We start from the raw sequence: 14,710 nt of genomic DNA on the forward strand, positions 1-14,710 counted from the left end.
TAACCCCCTGCCCATATTATTCAAACTCCATCCTTCTTTCGATCTCTCATGTGCAGAACAATCAAAAACCCTTCGGTCATTAGATCCGAAGGGCACATGTATACAATTATTATCTTACGATGTCAAATCTAAAGTACGCTGCTTTTATATGCTTCCTTTTGGACGAACAAACAAGCATGCCAGAAAAGAGAAAATAATCGCAGAGGAAATCCCTGCACTTGTCAGACTAAAAATCCCTGTAATGACACCCAACCATCCGTCCTTCTCCAATTCGGTTAATGCGCCGTGTACAAGTGAGTTACCAAAACTGGTAATTGGAATGGTCGCACCCGCCCCTGCAAATTTAATAAGCGGATCGTATATCCCAATAGCATCAGCAATTGCACCTGCAACTACCAACGTACTCATCGTATGTGCCGGCGTCATTTTGAACACATCCATCATCAATTGGCCCACGACACAAATGGCACCACCCACTAAAAAAGCCCATAGAAATATCATACTGTTCCTCCCGCCTCAAAAGCTACAGCATGTGCAACACAAGGAATGCTCTCACCCTGCTGTGTAGTCAAAGGAGATAATAACGCCCCAGTCGCCACCACCAGTACCTTTTGTAGCTCTCCTTTTTCGATCCGCTTCAACAAATGCCCGTAGGTTACAACAGCCGAGCAGCCACAACCACTGCCTCCTGAAATGACTTTCTTTTGCTTATTAATGTCGTAAATCAGTAAACCGCAATCATTAAAATCCGTCTGATTCATATCGAACCCATCTTTTTTGAGCAGCTCCTTGGCAATCGGTAGCCCTACTGAGGCTAAATCGCCCGTTACAATGAGATCATAGTAACCAGGGTCACGGCCAGTATCTCGAAAATGAGACAACAGCGTATCCGCAGCCGCGGGAGCCATGGCTCCACCCATATTAAAGGGGTCCTTAATGCCCATGTCCATTACACGTCCAATGGTAGCACAATCCACCACTGTCCCTGACTTGGCATGGCCCACTATTGCGGCGCCGGAGCCGGTAACAGTATACTGAGCCGTAGGGGGCTTCTGTGATCCGTATTCATTAGGATAGCGGAATTGTTTTTCCACAGTGCAATTATGGCTAGTCGTACCCGCCATCACGTAGTCACCGGCCTCTGAGTCCACAATAAGTGCGGCTAAGGCTAAGCTTTCCATGGATGTTGAGCATGCTCCAAAAACACCCAAATAGGGAATGGCCAGCTTGCTAGCCGAGAAGGAGCTACTGACAATCTGATTCATCAGATCACCACTAATAAAAAACTGCACTTCTTCTTTGTTCAAATTGGCATTAATTAGCGCCAGCTCTGTAGAGTGCTCAATCAATCTACGTTCCGCTTTTTCCCACGTTTTCTCGTTGATTTCTATATTGTCATAAATATAATCAAAATCTGTGGACAACGGCCCCTCTCCTTCATCCGGGCCCACAACAGTGGCACTTCCAATGATGCGCGGTCTCGATTCAAACTTCCAGGTTTGTCCTCCCTGTCTTCTCATAAGTGATTGCCTCCTACACCAAGGATGGCATATATAACGCCTATGATAAATGCAGCCACCACCCCGAATACGACAACCGAGCCTGCCAGTTTGAACATATTCGCGCCCACTCCGAGCACCAGTCCCTCAGAACGATATTCCAATGCAGCCGAACACATGGAGTTAGCAAAGCCTGTAATTGGCACAGCAGTTCCCGCTCCCGCCCATTGGGCAACCTTATCGTAAACCCCGATACAGGTTAATATGACCGCCAGCAAGATCATCATAGATGAGGTCGGCGGGGCGGCCTCCTTGGCTGATATGTGCAACCCTGCCATAAAAGCCTCCTGAATCGCCTGTCCAATCACACAGATCCCGCCTCCAACCAGAAAAGCGCGCACACAATTGGCAAATACTTTTCTCGAGGGCTCATGCTTTTGTGAAATATTCTGATAGTCCTTCTCATTTATGGACAGCGGCGACGTATTGGTACGAAAACCGCGCTGCCCGGATTTAGCCGGCATCATTCACCACCCCTTATCTGTAAGTTTTCGCGCTTGGCGGTTCGAATTGCTTGGGTCTTTTTCATTATGAGCTTTTTGGAGAAATGTTATGTCAGGAAAATGATATCGTGGACATTCCGTACAAATCCATTCATACTAAATACATGACGACCACTGGTTAATTAATAAGGAGTGAGGTATACATCATGGAATCAAAAACATTGGAATTGTTTAAAACCTTAACGGAGTTTCCTTCCATTCCTGGACATGAACGTGAGTTGCGGGCATGGGTTAAGGAACGGATATCCGGTTATACCGATGAAATCGTGCAAGATCGATTGGGGAGTCTTTTTGGGGTGCTACGCGGTCAAGAAAGTGGACCACGAGTAATGGTGGCAGGCCATCTGGATGAAGTCGGTTTTATCGTGAATGGTATTACGGAAAATGGAATGATTCGTTTTCAGCCGGTTGGAGGCTGGTGGAGCCAAGCCATCATGTCACAACGTCTTCAAGTATTGACTCCAAAAGGCCCAGTTATCGGTGTAGTTGGCTCTGTCTCGCCTCACTTGCTGGATGAATCGCAACGCAGCAAACCTATGGACATCAAGCATATGTATCTGGATATCGGCGTAGACAGCAGACAAGAAGCGCAAGATCTGGGGATCGTACCAGGAACAGCCATAGCACCAATCTGTGATTTTACACCACTGACAAATCCTAAAAAAATCATGGCTAAAGCGTGGGATAACCGCTACGGTGTAGGCTTGGCTATTGAACTGCTTGAAGCGTTACATAAAGAAAAAGACAAGCTTCCCAATACATTGTATGCGGGGGCCACTGTTCAAGAGGAAGTGGGACTGCGTGGTGCACGCACAGCGGCCAATCTGATTCAGCCCGATATTTTCTTTGCACTGGATTGCAGTGCAGCCAATGATATGGGCGGTGACCCGAATGCTTACGGACACCTCGGTAAAGGCGCACTGCTGCGGGTATTTGATCCGGGTATGATTACACACCGCGGGATTGTGGAATACGTGCAAGACATGGCGGAAACTCACAAAATCAAGTATCAATATTTCATCTCCACAGGGGGAACCGATGCAGGCCAAGTGCACTTGAGCGGAATTGGCGTGCCATCCACCGTCATAGGCATCTGTGGACGATACATCCATACTTCCTCGTCTATTATTCACACTGATGATTATGATGCAGCCAAAGAGCTGATCATCAAGCTGGTTCAAAACCTGGATCGTACAACGCTGAATACCATTATTGAACGAGCTTAAGGTGTAATAGAGAATCGCTATCTATAAAAAACAGTCAAGACACGTACAACGTGCATTGACTGTTTTTTTAATTTAATAGAAACAAAAGATAGAACATTTCAAATCAAATGCTTATAACGAAGCAAAGCAATCACTACAAGTACAGCAGTTAGAGCAATGCAGACGTTTTCTACCTTAGCTCCCTTCCGGGTTCCGGTACTCATCAATTTAAATCGCAGCTTCCATTTGAACGGCGGCAAAGGTTTAATTCCATTATTCGTCAAGGAATCTGCCAGTAAATGCAGCAAGTACGCCATACCTCCAGCCAGCCATATGCTGTCACCGTGCAAACGTGTTGTACCATAAAGCAGCGCAGTCCATGCGACTGTCCCGTATACCGTATGAGTTAACCCCCGGTGTGGGACTAGCGTACAAATGATCAGCAGACACCCAGCGATATAATTCCACGGTGCATATGATTCTCCATACCAGGCGAGGCCGATACCAATTAGAAAGATAATAACCTTGCGCATGGATCGTGAAGGCATAAAAGAAGCACTAATCATCAGCAAAGCCAGAACAAGATTCCATGGCGGCGGAGCCAAACGAGTGAAAAATACCCAACCAGCAGCCCCAATCATTAGAAGCTGTATGAGTCTAAGCATTTTGGTTGGCAGCGCACGGCTCACGAGCATGGAGTTAGGCTCGTCAATATCCGGCAACAGTGAACCGACCACAGCAGCTGCCACGGCAGCCGGGGTCACTTCGTATCCACTTAGAGCTAATACCGACAGGGAGACCCCGGTTCCAATAATCAAATGGGCTCTTCCCATCATGGTGCAAAACATCCTTTCGTTGCAGCATACAGCAGAGTTCAACATCACTCCATTTGAATCAGCATGATTCGATTGTATACGACAAACAAAAGGAGAACAATAGTTCGCTTATTCTATTTAAAAGACTTCATTCAAAAGTCCTAGTTTAATCGCTCTAAAGTATTTTACTGGCGGTGCATAGAAGACATTCGTCCTTATTATTAATCCCCTCCTCTGTCCTTACTCTCCAGTCAGCCCTGTCCTGTGTTATAAGGATACATCTTCCTGAAATTATCGGCTGCCCTGCAAACTTTCTGCGAAAAAGAGCACCGTTCAACCATTTCCCAAAAAAACAAGACATATGGCCTATGAGTAAGTTGACAAACATCTTCAATATTTTCTTTTTGCCTCAAAGTCCTATTGTACAATTTGAAATATTAGGTAATATAGTGTTTATATTTACTATATGAATCTATTAAATGAATAAGGAGGAAATGATTATGCGAAAAAAATCGACGTTCCGAAAGTTCAAAACCATCGGTCTGACATCGTTGTTAAGTCTTGTATTATTCGCCCTTCCCGCTTCAGCTGCTTGGAATGATACATACACAGGCTACGCCACATATACGGGATCAGGTTACTCTGGAGGGGCATTACTACTTGATCCCATCCCTTCGGATGCCAAAATCACAGCGCTTAACAGCACACAACTGAATTATAACGGAATCAAAGCTGCATTAGCTGGAGCCTATTTGGAAGTTCAAGGTCCCAAAGGGAAAACAACCGTATATGTAACTGATCTTTACCCCGAAGGTCCAAGTGGCGCACTCGATCTGTCCCCGAACGCGTTCAACCTGATTGGCAATCAATTAGACGGAAAAATTAATATTTCGTGGAAAGTTGTCAAAGCTCCGGTTAGCGGCAATGTCTCCTACCGTATTAAAGAAGGCAGCAGCCAATGGTGGGCAGCCATTCAAGTACGCAATCATAAATATCCGGTCTTGAAGATGGAAGTCCAACAAAACGGACAATGGCTCAATCTCGAAAAACAGGATTACAACCACTTTTTGGGTACCAACTTAGGAAAACAGCCTCTGAAAATAAGGATTACGGACATTCGTGGTGCCGTGCTCAACGATACCATCCCAGCTCTAGCGGAAAATGGCACAGGCCAAGCCTATATCGTTAAAGGTAACGTTCAATTTCCAGACTGATGAAGTACTGCCTCTCTTTGCTTACGTTATTTCAGGATCGATCCCCTAGGCTAATGGGAGTGTTTTACTTCTAGGCCATTTTCCCCGGGGAAACGGTTTTCCGTAAATCGGTAAAAGTTTCAAACCATGCAAAAAAAGTGCTGATCCAGGTAGGCCCAGCGCTTTTTCGTGGTTTCGGATTACGAACTTTCGTCAGGCCAAACAGGCCGGGTTGGCGACTTATTTCCTGAAATGACGCATTCCCGTCCGTTCGCCTTTATTCTTACTGGGCCGTTAAAATCAGCGGTCCGTCCGGCGTGACTGCGATCGTATGCTCATATTGCGCTGACAACTTGCCGTCGGCCGTCCTCGCCGTCCACTGATCGTCGTCGATCGTGATACGAAACGTACCTTCGTTGACCATCGGTTCAATCGTAAACACCATGCCTTCCTTTAACCGAATGCCTTTGCCGGCTACGCCGATATGCTCGTAGCTCGGCTCCTCATGCAGGCTCCGTCCGATCCCGTGGGCCAGCAGATCGCGTACGAGCGAAAACCCGTTCGCTTCCGCATGCTGTTGAATCGCCGACGTTATGTCGCCGAGCCGGCCCCCAGGGAGGGCCCGGGCGATCCCCAGATCCAAGCATTCCTTTGTCACCTTCATTAATTTTTGCGCCTCCGGCCGGATATTGCCCACCGCATAGCACCAGCACGAATCGCCGAACCATCCGCCGTATTCCACGACGATGTCGAGCTTCAGCAAGTCGCCGTCCATAAGCATCTGGTTCGAAGGAATGCCGTGAGCCACCACATCATTGACCGAAATGCAGGTTTCGGCGGGGAAACCGTTGTACCCTTTCGTAAACTGCTTGCCGCCCAGCTTGGTGATGTGTCTGGCAACAAAGTCATTGATTTCCCGGGTGGTGATCCCAGGCTCGATCAGTTTGGCCACCTCGCGGTAGCAGTCCGCAACGATTTGGCTCGCCGGCTTCATCTCTTCGATTTCCCTAGGTGATTTTAAAATAATCATCTTTGTTTGTTCGCTCCTTATCCATTCTATAATTTTAAAAGTCGGACGATATCCCTGGCCTCCTCGTGCAGCTTTCCGCGGCGAAGCGAAAGCGCGGCGCAACCGACCAAAGCGGCCAGCAGCATTTCCGCGCGCTGTAGCCGATACGACGGCTCCGTCACGTTTTCGCCGGAAGCGGTAGACCCGCCCGCCACACACCCGGTTTCCAGCAGCGCGGCAAACGGCGCGAGCACCTCCCGGCGAAAGGCGGCCGAGAGCGGGGCCGAGCGCGCTTCAGGTAGCGAGGCAAAGCCCTCACCGGCCAGCTTATTCAGCAGGTACAGGGCGTGGTCCTCCGCCCAAAGCTGCAGCAGCCGGACGCTGGCAGCGGCAACGGGGCCAAGCTCTGCGACAGCCAAGTTCCCAGTGTCCGCCGCATCAGCCAAGCCAAAATGCCCGCCCGCCGGCGCCTCCCCCGAAGCCGAAACGTGCGGGACCTCCGGCGGAACCTTCAGCGGAGCCTCTAACGAGGCCTCCAGCCATCCCCCGGCCCGCTCCAACGCATCCCATAGCAGATCGTAGAGCAAATTGCCCTTATTGCTGTAATAGTGGTATACCGTGCCATAGCCGAGTCCTGCCTGCGCAGCCACATCGCGGATTTCCAGTAAAGGCCCTTTATTCAAAAATACATCGGCAGCGGCTTTCCGGATTTGCTCCAGACGCCGCAGTCGAATCTCTTCGTTTTGTTCCTTCGTACGTGGACTCATCTCGTCCGTTCACCTCTTTTATTTTTGACCTACTCTTATGTCAATATAAAACATTGGCATGCAAATAACAAGAGATTAGCTGAAGGATTTCCGGCTCAACCTAGAAATCGGTACTTGACCAACGGGTTAGCTGCTTAACGAAAAATCATTATTTTTCACAAAGAATCGGTTTGTTCACTGTCCTGTTCACAAGATCACACGTATAATGAATACATAAATAGGGTGTACTTTACAGCTACGTGCACACAGACAGGAGGCCTGTTCAAATGAGCAATTTCAAAAAGCATCATAAGCTTCACAGCAAATTGCTGGTCAGCATTACGTTATGTATTACGCTAACGTTGCTGGTATCCACCACTGTGTATTATTTTTACTATATTCGTGTGGAAAAGGAGCAGGCATTCGAGGCCAATCACAACAGCTTGACATTGAGAAGCAGAGAGGTTATTAACATGACATCTATCGCTCAATCGTTGGCATTCCAAATGTATCGCAGCAGTACCCTATCCAAGTTGTTGTATTATCCCAAACCTAATGTATATGATGTAACCGCTGCCATGACCGAATTGAACAATTATCTTAACTCCATGCCGTATATCGAATCCATCTACGTGTTTAACCCTAAAAGCGGCACCTTCTACATTGCGTCTTCACAAGGTCAAAACGGGTTATTCAGCAAACATGAACTGGCTGATACAGATATCATTCGCGTACTGGATCATTATCAGGACTATAAACCCTTTACGCCTATTCCACGCACGTATCCGCTGCTGACTGCCTCAGACTCCAGAGCTGGAGTAGAGCAAGCAAGCCCAGATATCGCAGCCTATACGTATTTATGTTATGACGCAATTAACTCGAACGAAGCGATAAATTCGGCTGTGATTGTGAATGTGTCGGCGGGCTGGATGAACAAGGAAATGGCGGCGAATCCAATCTCAGGCGGGACCGCTTATATTTTAGACGATCAGGGCAGGCTGTTGTCTGGTACAACATTGACAGACGAAACTTTGAACGAAAAAGAGCAGCTATGGTTGCATACGAGAGTCAAAAAACAAGAAACAGGCTATTTTGTAGAAGACTTTCATGGTAAAAGATCACTCATTTCCTACACCTCCCCGGACGGACTAGGTTGGCAGTATATTAGTGTCACACCATATGAAAGCGTTATCAAAATGGCGAGTGTTATTCGTAATGCGATGTTACTGATAGCCGCCATCATTGCATTGGCAGGATTCGTGGCTTCGTGGCTGCTGTCCAAAATGCTGTATACGCCTATTGGCCAAATCGTTGTGCATATGAATTCACTGGAATCGGAGAAACGAAACAGTATGTACACGATCCGGCAAAACATTTTAAGAAATGTGATTCGGGGAATTCAAAATATCCCTGCCAGTGAAGAACCGGAACGATTGCGCGAGCTTGGGATTACGTTCCAGTTCGACAAAGACTACCGCCTTGTGCTGCTACGCATAGATGAATATACCCGATGGCAAAGCGAACGTGGACCTGATCTGCTACCCTATAAGTTTGCAATTATGAACATTGCTTCTGAAATATGCGGACAGACGTACCGAGTGGAGACTGTTGATATGGATGAGGACAGTGTACTGCTGATGCTTAACATTCTCGATCCCGCAGAACATACAGACACTGTACTACTAGAAACTTTATTACGCCAAATACGCGAAGCTTGCTTTGAATATTTGAAGCTGAGCGTTTCACTGACTTACAGTGCCATCACGAGTCAACCAGAACGGCTACATTTGCTGTACCGCCAGGTACAAGACGCATCTATGCACCGATTTTTTCAGGGACATGGCTGCATTATTAATGCGCAAAACACTACAGACGAAGATATCCAAAATACTTACGTATATCCAGCCGATAAAGAGAAAAAAATGCTGGATATGCTACTGTCTGGTCATACGGAGGATGCACACAGTATGATCAAAGAATTATTGATGCATATGGAAAAATATCCGTTTTCCTCTGTTCGAGAGGCGATATCCCGGCTCATCATGAGTGTGAATAATGCTGTTCGGCATATCAGTGAGCTCAATGGATTTGCTATAGAATCTAAACCTGAATTACCATCCGCAGATCGGTTAGAGACCGCTGAAAACCTTATTGATCATTATCAATTGGTCTTTGATCATATTCGCTCCAGTCTATCGGAAAAACGAAACACGAAACAGGAACGTTTGGTGCGACAAATTAATGAACGAATGGAGCAGGCCTATACGGATCCCAATTTTTGTCTCAATCAGATTGCGGAAGAGCTGGATATGTCGCCGATCTATGTCAGCAGGCTATATAAGCAACAGACCATGTCTACTATCGTGGACGTCATCCAACAACTCCGTATTCGCAAGGCCTGTGAGTTACTGGAACAGACCGACTGGTCCGTGGCTGACGTAGCAGAACAAACCGGATTTGCAAGCAGCTCTTATTTCCATCGCATGTTCAAACGTAGCTTGGGCGTAACACCGACAGATTTTCGCCGTTCTAGAGCAAATGCGCAATAAGTAAACTGACATCAAAAAAGCAAGCCTCCAACTTTCTGGAGACTTGCTTTTCTTCTTTATCACAATTCTTTAGGTTTTATTTAATCCCCTTCTCCTTTACATAAGCTTCCCATTGTTTTGTATATTCGGTTTGAATTTTCTCCAAACCAGCTTGGTTTGCCTTTTGCAAGAAGGTCTGCAAGCCTTGATCTACATTGTCGATCAGTCCAGCTTGGAGTGGATACAGATATTGCTTCTCAACCTGTTCTAGAGCTGCTTTTTCTGCTTGGTAGGTTGTGTAGTCCTCTGCAAAGCCGGTAAACAGGTCAGGCTTCTGAATTTTATCCAGCTCAGCAAAAATCTTTTTCACACGGTCAAAGCCTGAATCAAACAGCATATATTCCGGGTTACGCCAAGCCCAACTGTTCATACCTTCGCGTGAAAATCCATTAGAACTGCCGCTACCTATCATATGGTAGTAACCATCTTTGACTTCGTAGTTTTTGCCTTCAATACCATATTGCGTGAGCAAGTTATAGCGTTTGTCCGTCACAAGCTTTTCATAAAAAGCTAATGCGCGCGCCGGATTTGGGCTGCTTTTTGGAATTGCAAAGCCGTTATGAATCGGATGCACTGGAGTTGCATAACCTGTCGTCAAAGGGAATGGGTAATACTCGAGCTTCCAGTCCGGGTGAGATGCTTTGAGCTTAATGACCATATCATTAAACCGGGTTGGATTGTCACCGAAAATACTCGCTGCTTTACCAGAAGTCACTTGATCCTGAAGCGTATCTTTTACGTTTAATACATTTTTGGGAATGAATCCTTTATCGGCCCAGCGTTTGTAAGTATTCAGCTCTTCTTTTTGCTCATCCGAGCCCCAAAATTTATAAACCTCTGTTGGTTTTTCATATTTAATACCAATGCCATAAGGCAAGGCACCTATACTCTTCGTTACTAATTCGGTATATCGGTCATGTAGATTTCCCTTGATATCGCTGTTCAGAGATACGGTTTTCATATTTGGTTCATGCTGACGTATCCCATCCATATAAGCCTCGTAACTTTTGATATCTGTCGGTTTAGGCAAATTGTACTTCTCTCGTAAATCCTCACGCCATACAAAGCCGTTAGTGACATACTCTTTATACGTGCCAGGCACGGTATAAATTTTGCCTCCGATTTTAACTCCATCCCACATGTCCTGAGGCACAAATTTTTGCAGGGCAGGTGCGGCCTTAGGCAGCAGATCGTCTAGCGGCAGGAATGCGCCCTTCTTGGCATAGGCCTGATACTGCGTCCAATCTGCAGTGAATATCAGGTCGATAGGCTGACCCGAAGACAATAACAGCTTATATTTTTGATCCCAGTCTGTCCACGTCGTATAGTTAAATTTGACGGTGGCATTCAGATCTTTTTCCGCCAACTTATTAATCTCTGCCTCAATGGTAGACAGATCCTTAGGAGCATCACCCAGCATATAAAATTGCAGCTGCACTTTTTGGGATTTATCATCCTCTCCATTTGCTTTTTGTGTGCTGTTTCCGCTACCGCCTCCACATCCGGCTAATAGCGCCATGATGACCATTACTGCAATCAGGATGGACATGCGTTGTTTTCTTTTCTTTGTGAATGTCATGTGAATCCTCCCTTTGAAATGGTAGTCTGTTTAAATAAAACGCTTACAAAAAGTGCTGCTTAGATGGCATACCGTCAGCACGTTATGCCATCTAAGCCCGTTAGTGTCGCTTCAGCCTTTTACCGCGCCAATGGTCAGCCCCTTGACAAAGTAACGCTGAATGAACGGGTACAGCAGCAAAATGGGTCCAGTAACCACGATCGCCATTGCCATTTTCGTCGATTCTGTCGGCATATCACTTGAAAGGGATACGCCAGTACCTGCACCCATTTGAGCGATAAATTGCATGGAGTTAATTACATTATACAGATAATATTGCAACTGGTATTTATGCGGATCGTTAATAAAGAGTGAGGATGAGAACCAGTCATTCCAGTAAGCCAAGGCCAGAAACAGCCCCACAGTGGCAATACCCGGTGTGGATAAAGGCAGTACAATTCGATAGTAAATTTTAAAATCACCTGCACCATCTATTTTAGCGGACTCGAACAGCTCTTCCGGCATGGAAGAACGAATGAAGTTTTTCATTAAAATGATCAGAAACGGAGTCATCAATCCCGGAAAAATAAGCACTGTATACGTATCAAGCAATCCTAAATACTTCGTCAGCATAATGTACCAAGGTACCAACCCGCCCCCGAACAGCGTCGTAAAGTAAATATAGAAGGAAAACGCATTGCGGTATTTAAAATCTTTGCGTGCCAGCACATATCCTGCCATCGTCATCAGGAACAGGCCCAACGTCGTACCTACAACCGTGGTAAAAATCGTCACCCCGTACGCCCTTAACACCTCTTCAGGAAAGGTGAACACCGTCCGGTAACCTTCCAGTGAGAATTGCTGTGGTATAAAGTGATATCCATCCCTGATAATCGATTCATTACTGGTCAGTGAAGCCGAAATAATAAGTAGGAACGGGAGTAAACAAGCAATGGAAGCCATAATGATAATCACATAAGAGATAATTTTAAAAATTCGAGTGTATACATCCTCTTTGATCGTCATCCGTTTGGGTCCTCCTTTCTAGAATAAGGCATATTCGTCGTTCAACTTGCGGATGATGTAGTTCACGGTCATGATCAGTACAAAGCCGAACAAGGATTGGTACACGCCTGCCGCTGAAGCCATACCCACATCAAAAGTCACTTTCAGCGAACGGTACACATAAGTGTCCAAAATATCCGTCGTATTGTACAGCACCCCATTGTTGCCGATTAATTGATAGAAAAGATCAAATTGTCCTTTCATAATACTACCAAGCGCAAACAACAGCAGCACAACGAATGTCGATTTAAGCATCGGAACGGTAATGTACCAGATTCGCTGAAAAATGTTGGCCCCATCCATTTTCGCTGCCTCATAATATTCATCACTGATACCTGTAATCGCTGCCAAATAGATCACCATACTGTAGCCTAGATTTTTCCATAAATAGAACAGGATAATCAGGAAAATCCATACCCATGGTTTGTTGTATACATCCACGCGTTCACCACCAAGTTGCAGCAGCAGCGTATTCAGAAAACCATTATCATAATTAAATATGTTATACACGATGACACTTAGAATAACGAAAGAAACAAAATAAGGCAGGAACATCACAGATTGAGCGATCTTTTTAAAGTAGCGGCCTCGCAACTCATTCAACAAAATAGCGAGAACAATCGCTAACACGTTACCAAGTAAAATAAACGCTGCGTTGTATCCGACCGTATTCAATGTCAGTTTTGTCAGCGTGCCGGATTGCCATAAAAAGCGAAAATTTTGGAGTCCGACGAACTTGGCATCAAACAGGCTGGTATTAAAGTCGAACTGGGTAAATGCATAATAAATACCCACCATAGGAATGTAGGAATTAATGAAGAAAAAAATTAAAGTGGGCAACAACATCAGAAATAATACTCGATTGCGGAACAGTTCATAGAAAAAACCGTGTTTTCTACCCGTTCCCAGCCTCTTACCGTTCAGGCGGGAATCCGCTGTAAGCATTGCAGAATTTTTGGGCATAGGCTGATTCAATGTGAGTCACTCCCCCTCTGTATACGTTGCCGACAGCAAGGTTTGTAGCACTGCCGCCGTATAACTATATTTTATGTAAGCGCATTCAAAATAAAAAGTGAAGCCTCTCATGCTTCATGAACAAAGGAGTGTCCTGAGGAGTGAACAATTCGGATATTTGTGAAGTTTTATGTAATAAGAGGCGTCTGATCGACGCCTTAAACCCATTCACAAAGCATAATTGAACGTTTGAGGCCGTCCTTCACTATCATGTAGCTCGAAGCGCAGTTCACCGTCATTTTTGTTCTGACCCATAAACTTAATACCATCTTCCCTGAATCCGTTCAGTTGCTCAGGAGCTAATTGAAGCAACTCATACACCAACAATGACTGGTGGGTTTTAAGATTAATTAATATTAAAAAGCCCTCATCATTCGATCTGGCAAGAATAAACCCCTCGCCCATGCCTTCCACCGCAAAGCTGTCCTTCAAACGACCGGAAAGCTTCCCCATATTCCATATTTCTTTTACAGAACCATTAGCGTCAATCAGACGAACGGTCTGTCCATCGTTCATGACTGCTTTACCATTATAAAGCTTGATATTGTTGGCATTAAAATTCCAATAATGAGCCTTTGCCTGACGAAGTACCTTTCCTTTCTGGACGAACAGCGTATAAAAATCGTCATTAATCATGGGCTCGCCATACGCTTGCCATACCGTAACCAAATCTGCATCCTCCGTAACCTTGGTTGAAATGATTTTCGTCATGCCAAAATAATCTTCTTTCAATTTAATATTTGTTGGACTGAGCGCACGGATACGGCCGCCATCCTCTTTACGGTACAATACTCCGCTGCTTGCATCCAGCAAATAGCCCTTGCTTTCCTCCGATTCCCCAACCAACTGAGGATAGCTTATGCTAGCCATTCGTTCGTTTTTCTTCCATTCGAGCTTGCCTCCGACCACATCACTGATAAATGCCAGAGGAACATAAAGCGTTCCACGAATGCTACTGGCTGAAACGTCGTAAGTAACCTTCCTGTTATGTACAAAACCTATATTGGAGTTAGCCTTTATTCGACCGGAACCCAGACTGGCTATACCATTGGTAAGTGTAAGCGTCTGTGTTTTGGGGTCATAATCCGTGGCTATTCCTGGCAGAGCAGCATCTGTAATAGGAATCATGACCTGTCCCTTGTTTATGAATGACTCTCCTTTGGGAAACGACATCATATTTCCGTTAAAATAAACACGGACACTTGCAGTTCTCTGACCTTGCTTTATAGATGCAGAAGTTCCCGCTGCCTGAGCAAACTCTCCATCGTTCAGTCCGATTGCCACACTTGCCAATAAAACAAATGCAACTATTATCCGCTTGGCAGACTTATACCGTTTGACATTTTGAAGCTGGATCATGCTTGAACCCCTCCTTATAGATCAAATTCGTTTCAGCCGAACCCGTTTCATTCTTCCTAAAAATTCGCCGGACAGGTGTTAAAATCCTCTAAAAAA

At 45.6% G+C, this 14,710-nt stretch carries 13 protein-coding genes; 3 read left to right on the forward strand and 10 right to left on the reverse strand.

The features are described 5' to 3' along the window. Positions 1 to 144 precede the first annotated feature (144 nt). Genes spoVAE through spoVAC form a run of 3 tightly spaced genes read right to left on the reverse strand, consistent with a single transcriptional unit; the run spans position 145 to position 2,023 of the window. Positions 145 to 501, reverse strand: a complete 357-nt coding sequence (gene spoVAE, locus MKY75_RS16665) for a stage V sporulation protein AE (protein ID WP_340885969.1) — start codon at positions 499 to 501, stop codon at positions 145 to 147. Further along, a complete protein-coding gene (gene spoVAD, locus MKY75_RS16670; protein WP_165148945.1) occupies positions 498 to 1,520 on the reverse strand; it encodes a stage V sporulation protein AD in 1,023 nt (340 codons plus the stop codon). The genes spoVAE and spoVAD overlap by 4 nt, the downstream gene beginning before the upstream one ends. Further along, positions 1,517 to 2,023, reverse strand: coding sequence for a stage V sporulation protein AC (spoVAC, locus tag MKY75_RS16675; RefSeq protein ID WP_165148942.1), 507 nt, complete (start codon positions 2,021 to 2,023; stop codon positions 1,517 to 1,519). The genes spoVAD and spoVAC overlap by 4 nt, the downstream gene beginning before the upstream one ends. A gap of 185 nt (positions 2,024 to 2,208) precedes the next feature. Between spoVAC and MKY75_RS16680 the strand changes: the two genes are divergently transcribed. Further along, positions 2,209 to 3,288: a M42 family metallopeptidase gene (locus MKY75_RS16680; protein WP_165148939.1), complete on the forward strand. Its 1,080-nt coding sequence runs from the start codon at positions 2,209 to 2,211 to the stop codon at positions 3,286 to 3,288. Positions 3,289 to 3,386: 98 nt separating this feature from the next. Here the strand turns inward: MKY75_RS16680 and MKY75_RS16685 are convergent, their stop codons facing one another. Continuing rightward, on the reverse strand, positions 3,387 to 4,103 hold the full coding sequence (locus MKY75_RS16685) for a metal-dependent hydrolase (RefSeq protein ID WP_069010445.1): 717 nt from the start codon (positions 4,101 to 4,103) through the stop codon (positions 3,387 to 3,389). A 479-nt stretch (positions 4,104 to 4,582) separates the two neighbouring features. Here MKY75_RS16685 and MKY75_RS16690 point away from each other — a divergent pair, with 479 nt between their 5' ends. Further along, positions 4,583 to 5,296, forward strand: a complete 714-nt coding sequence (locus MKY75_RS16690) for an expansin EXLX1 family cellulose-binding protein (RefSeq protein ID WP_069010443.1) — start codon at positions 4,583 to 4,585, stop codon at positions 5,294 to 5,296. Positions 5,297 to 5,558: 262 nt separating this feature from the next. On the opposite strand, the gene map is transcribed toward MKY75_RS16690, so the two are convergent. Continuing rightward, positions 5,559 to 6,305, reverse strand: a complete 747-nt coding sequence (map, locus tag MKY75_RS16695; protein ID WP_029515388.1) for a type I methionyl aminopeptidase — start codon at positions 6,303 to 6,305, stop codon at positions 5,559 to 5,561. Between the two features lie 26 nt (positions 6,306 to 6,331). Then, positions 6,332 to 7,051, reverse strand: coding sequence for a TetR/AcrR family transcriptional regulator (locus tag MKY75_RS16700; protein WP_340885971.1), 720 nt, complete (start codon positions 7,049 to 7,051; stop codon positions 6,332 to 6,334). A gap of 266 nt (positions 7,052 to 7,317) precedes the next feature. Between MKY75_RS16700 and MKY75_RS16705 the strand changes: the two genes are divergently transcribed. Further along, positions 7,318 to 9,579, forward strand: a complete 2,262-nt coding sequence (locus MKY75_RS16705; RefSeq protein WP_340885974.1) for an AraC family transcriptional regulator — start codon at positions 7,318 to 7,320, stop codon at positions 9,577 to 9,579. 76 nt (positions 9,580 to 9,655) lie between these two features. Here MKY75_RS16705 and MKY75_RS16710 read toward each other — a convergent pair whose 3' ends face one another. From MKY75_RS16710 to MKY75_RS16725, 4 genes are all read right to left on the reverse strand, one after another. Further along, the gene (locus MKY75_RS16710; protein WP_165148924.1) at positions 9,656 to 11,197 is read right to left on the reverse strand and encodes an extracellular solute-binding protein; all 1,542 of its coding nucleotides are present in this window, start codon (positions 11,195 to 11,197) and stop codon (positions 9,656 to 9,658) included. A 111-nt stretch (positions 11,198 to 11,308) separates the two neighbouring features. Further along, positions 11,309 to 12,202, reverse strand: a complete 894-nt coding sequence (locus MKY75_RS16715) for a carbohydrate ABC transporter permease (RefSeq protein ID WP_165148921.1) — start codon at positions 12,200 to 12,202, stop codon at positions 11,309 to 11,311. 18 nt (positions 12,203 to 12,220) lie between these two features. Beyond that, positions 12,221 to 13,216: an ABC transporter permease gene (locus MKY75_RS16720; protein WP_029515393.1), complete on the reverse strand. Its 996-nt coding sequence runs from the start codon at positions 13,214 to 13,216 to the stop codon at positions 12,221 to 12,223. Positions 13,217 to 13,423: 207 nt separating this feature from the next. Continuing rightward, positions 13,424 to 14,614 carry a copper amine oxidase N-terminal domain-containing protein gene (locus tag MKY75_RS16725; RefSeq protein ID WP_069010439.1) on the reverse strand — a complete coding sequence of 397 codons (1,191 nt, stop codon included), beginning with the start codon at positions 14,612 to 14,614 and terminating at the stop codon, positions 13,424 to 13,426. Positions 14,615 to 14,710: the final 96 nt, after the last annotated feature.

The sequence above is a fragment of the Paenibacillus sp. FSL L8-0663 genome, from assembly GCF_038008125.1.
GTDB lineage: Bacteria > Bacillota > Bacilli > Paenibacillales > Paenibacillaceae > Paenibacillus > Paenibacillus polymyxa_D.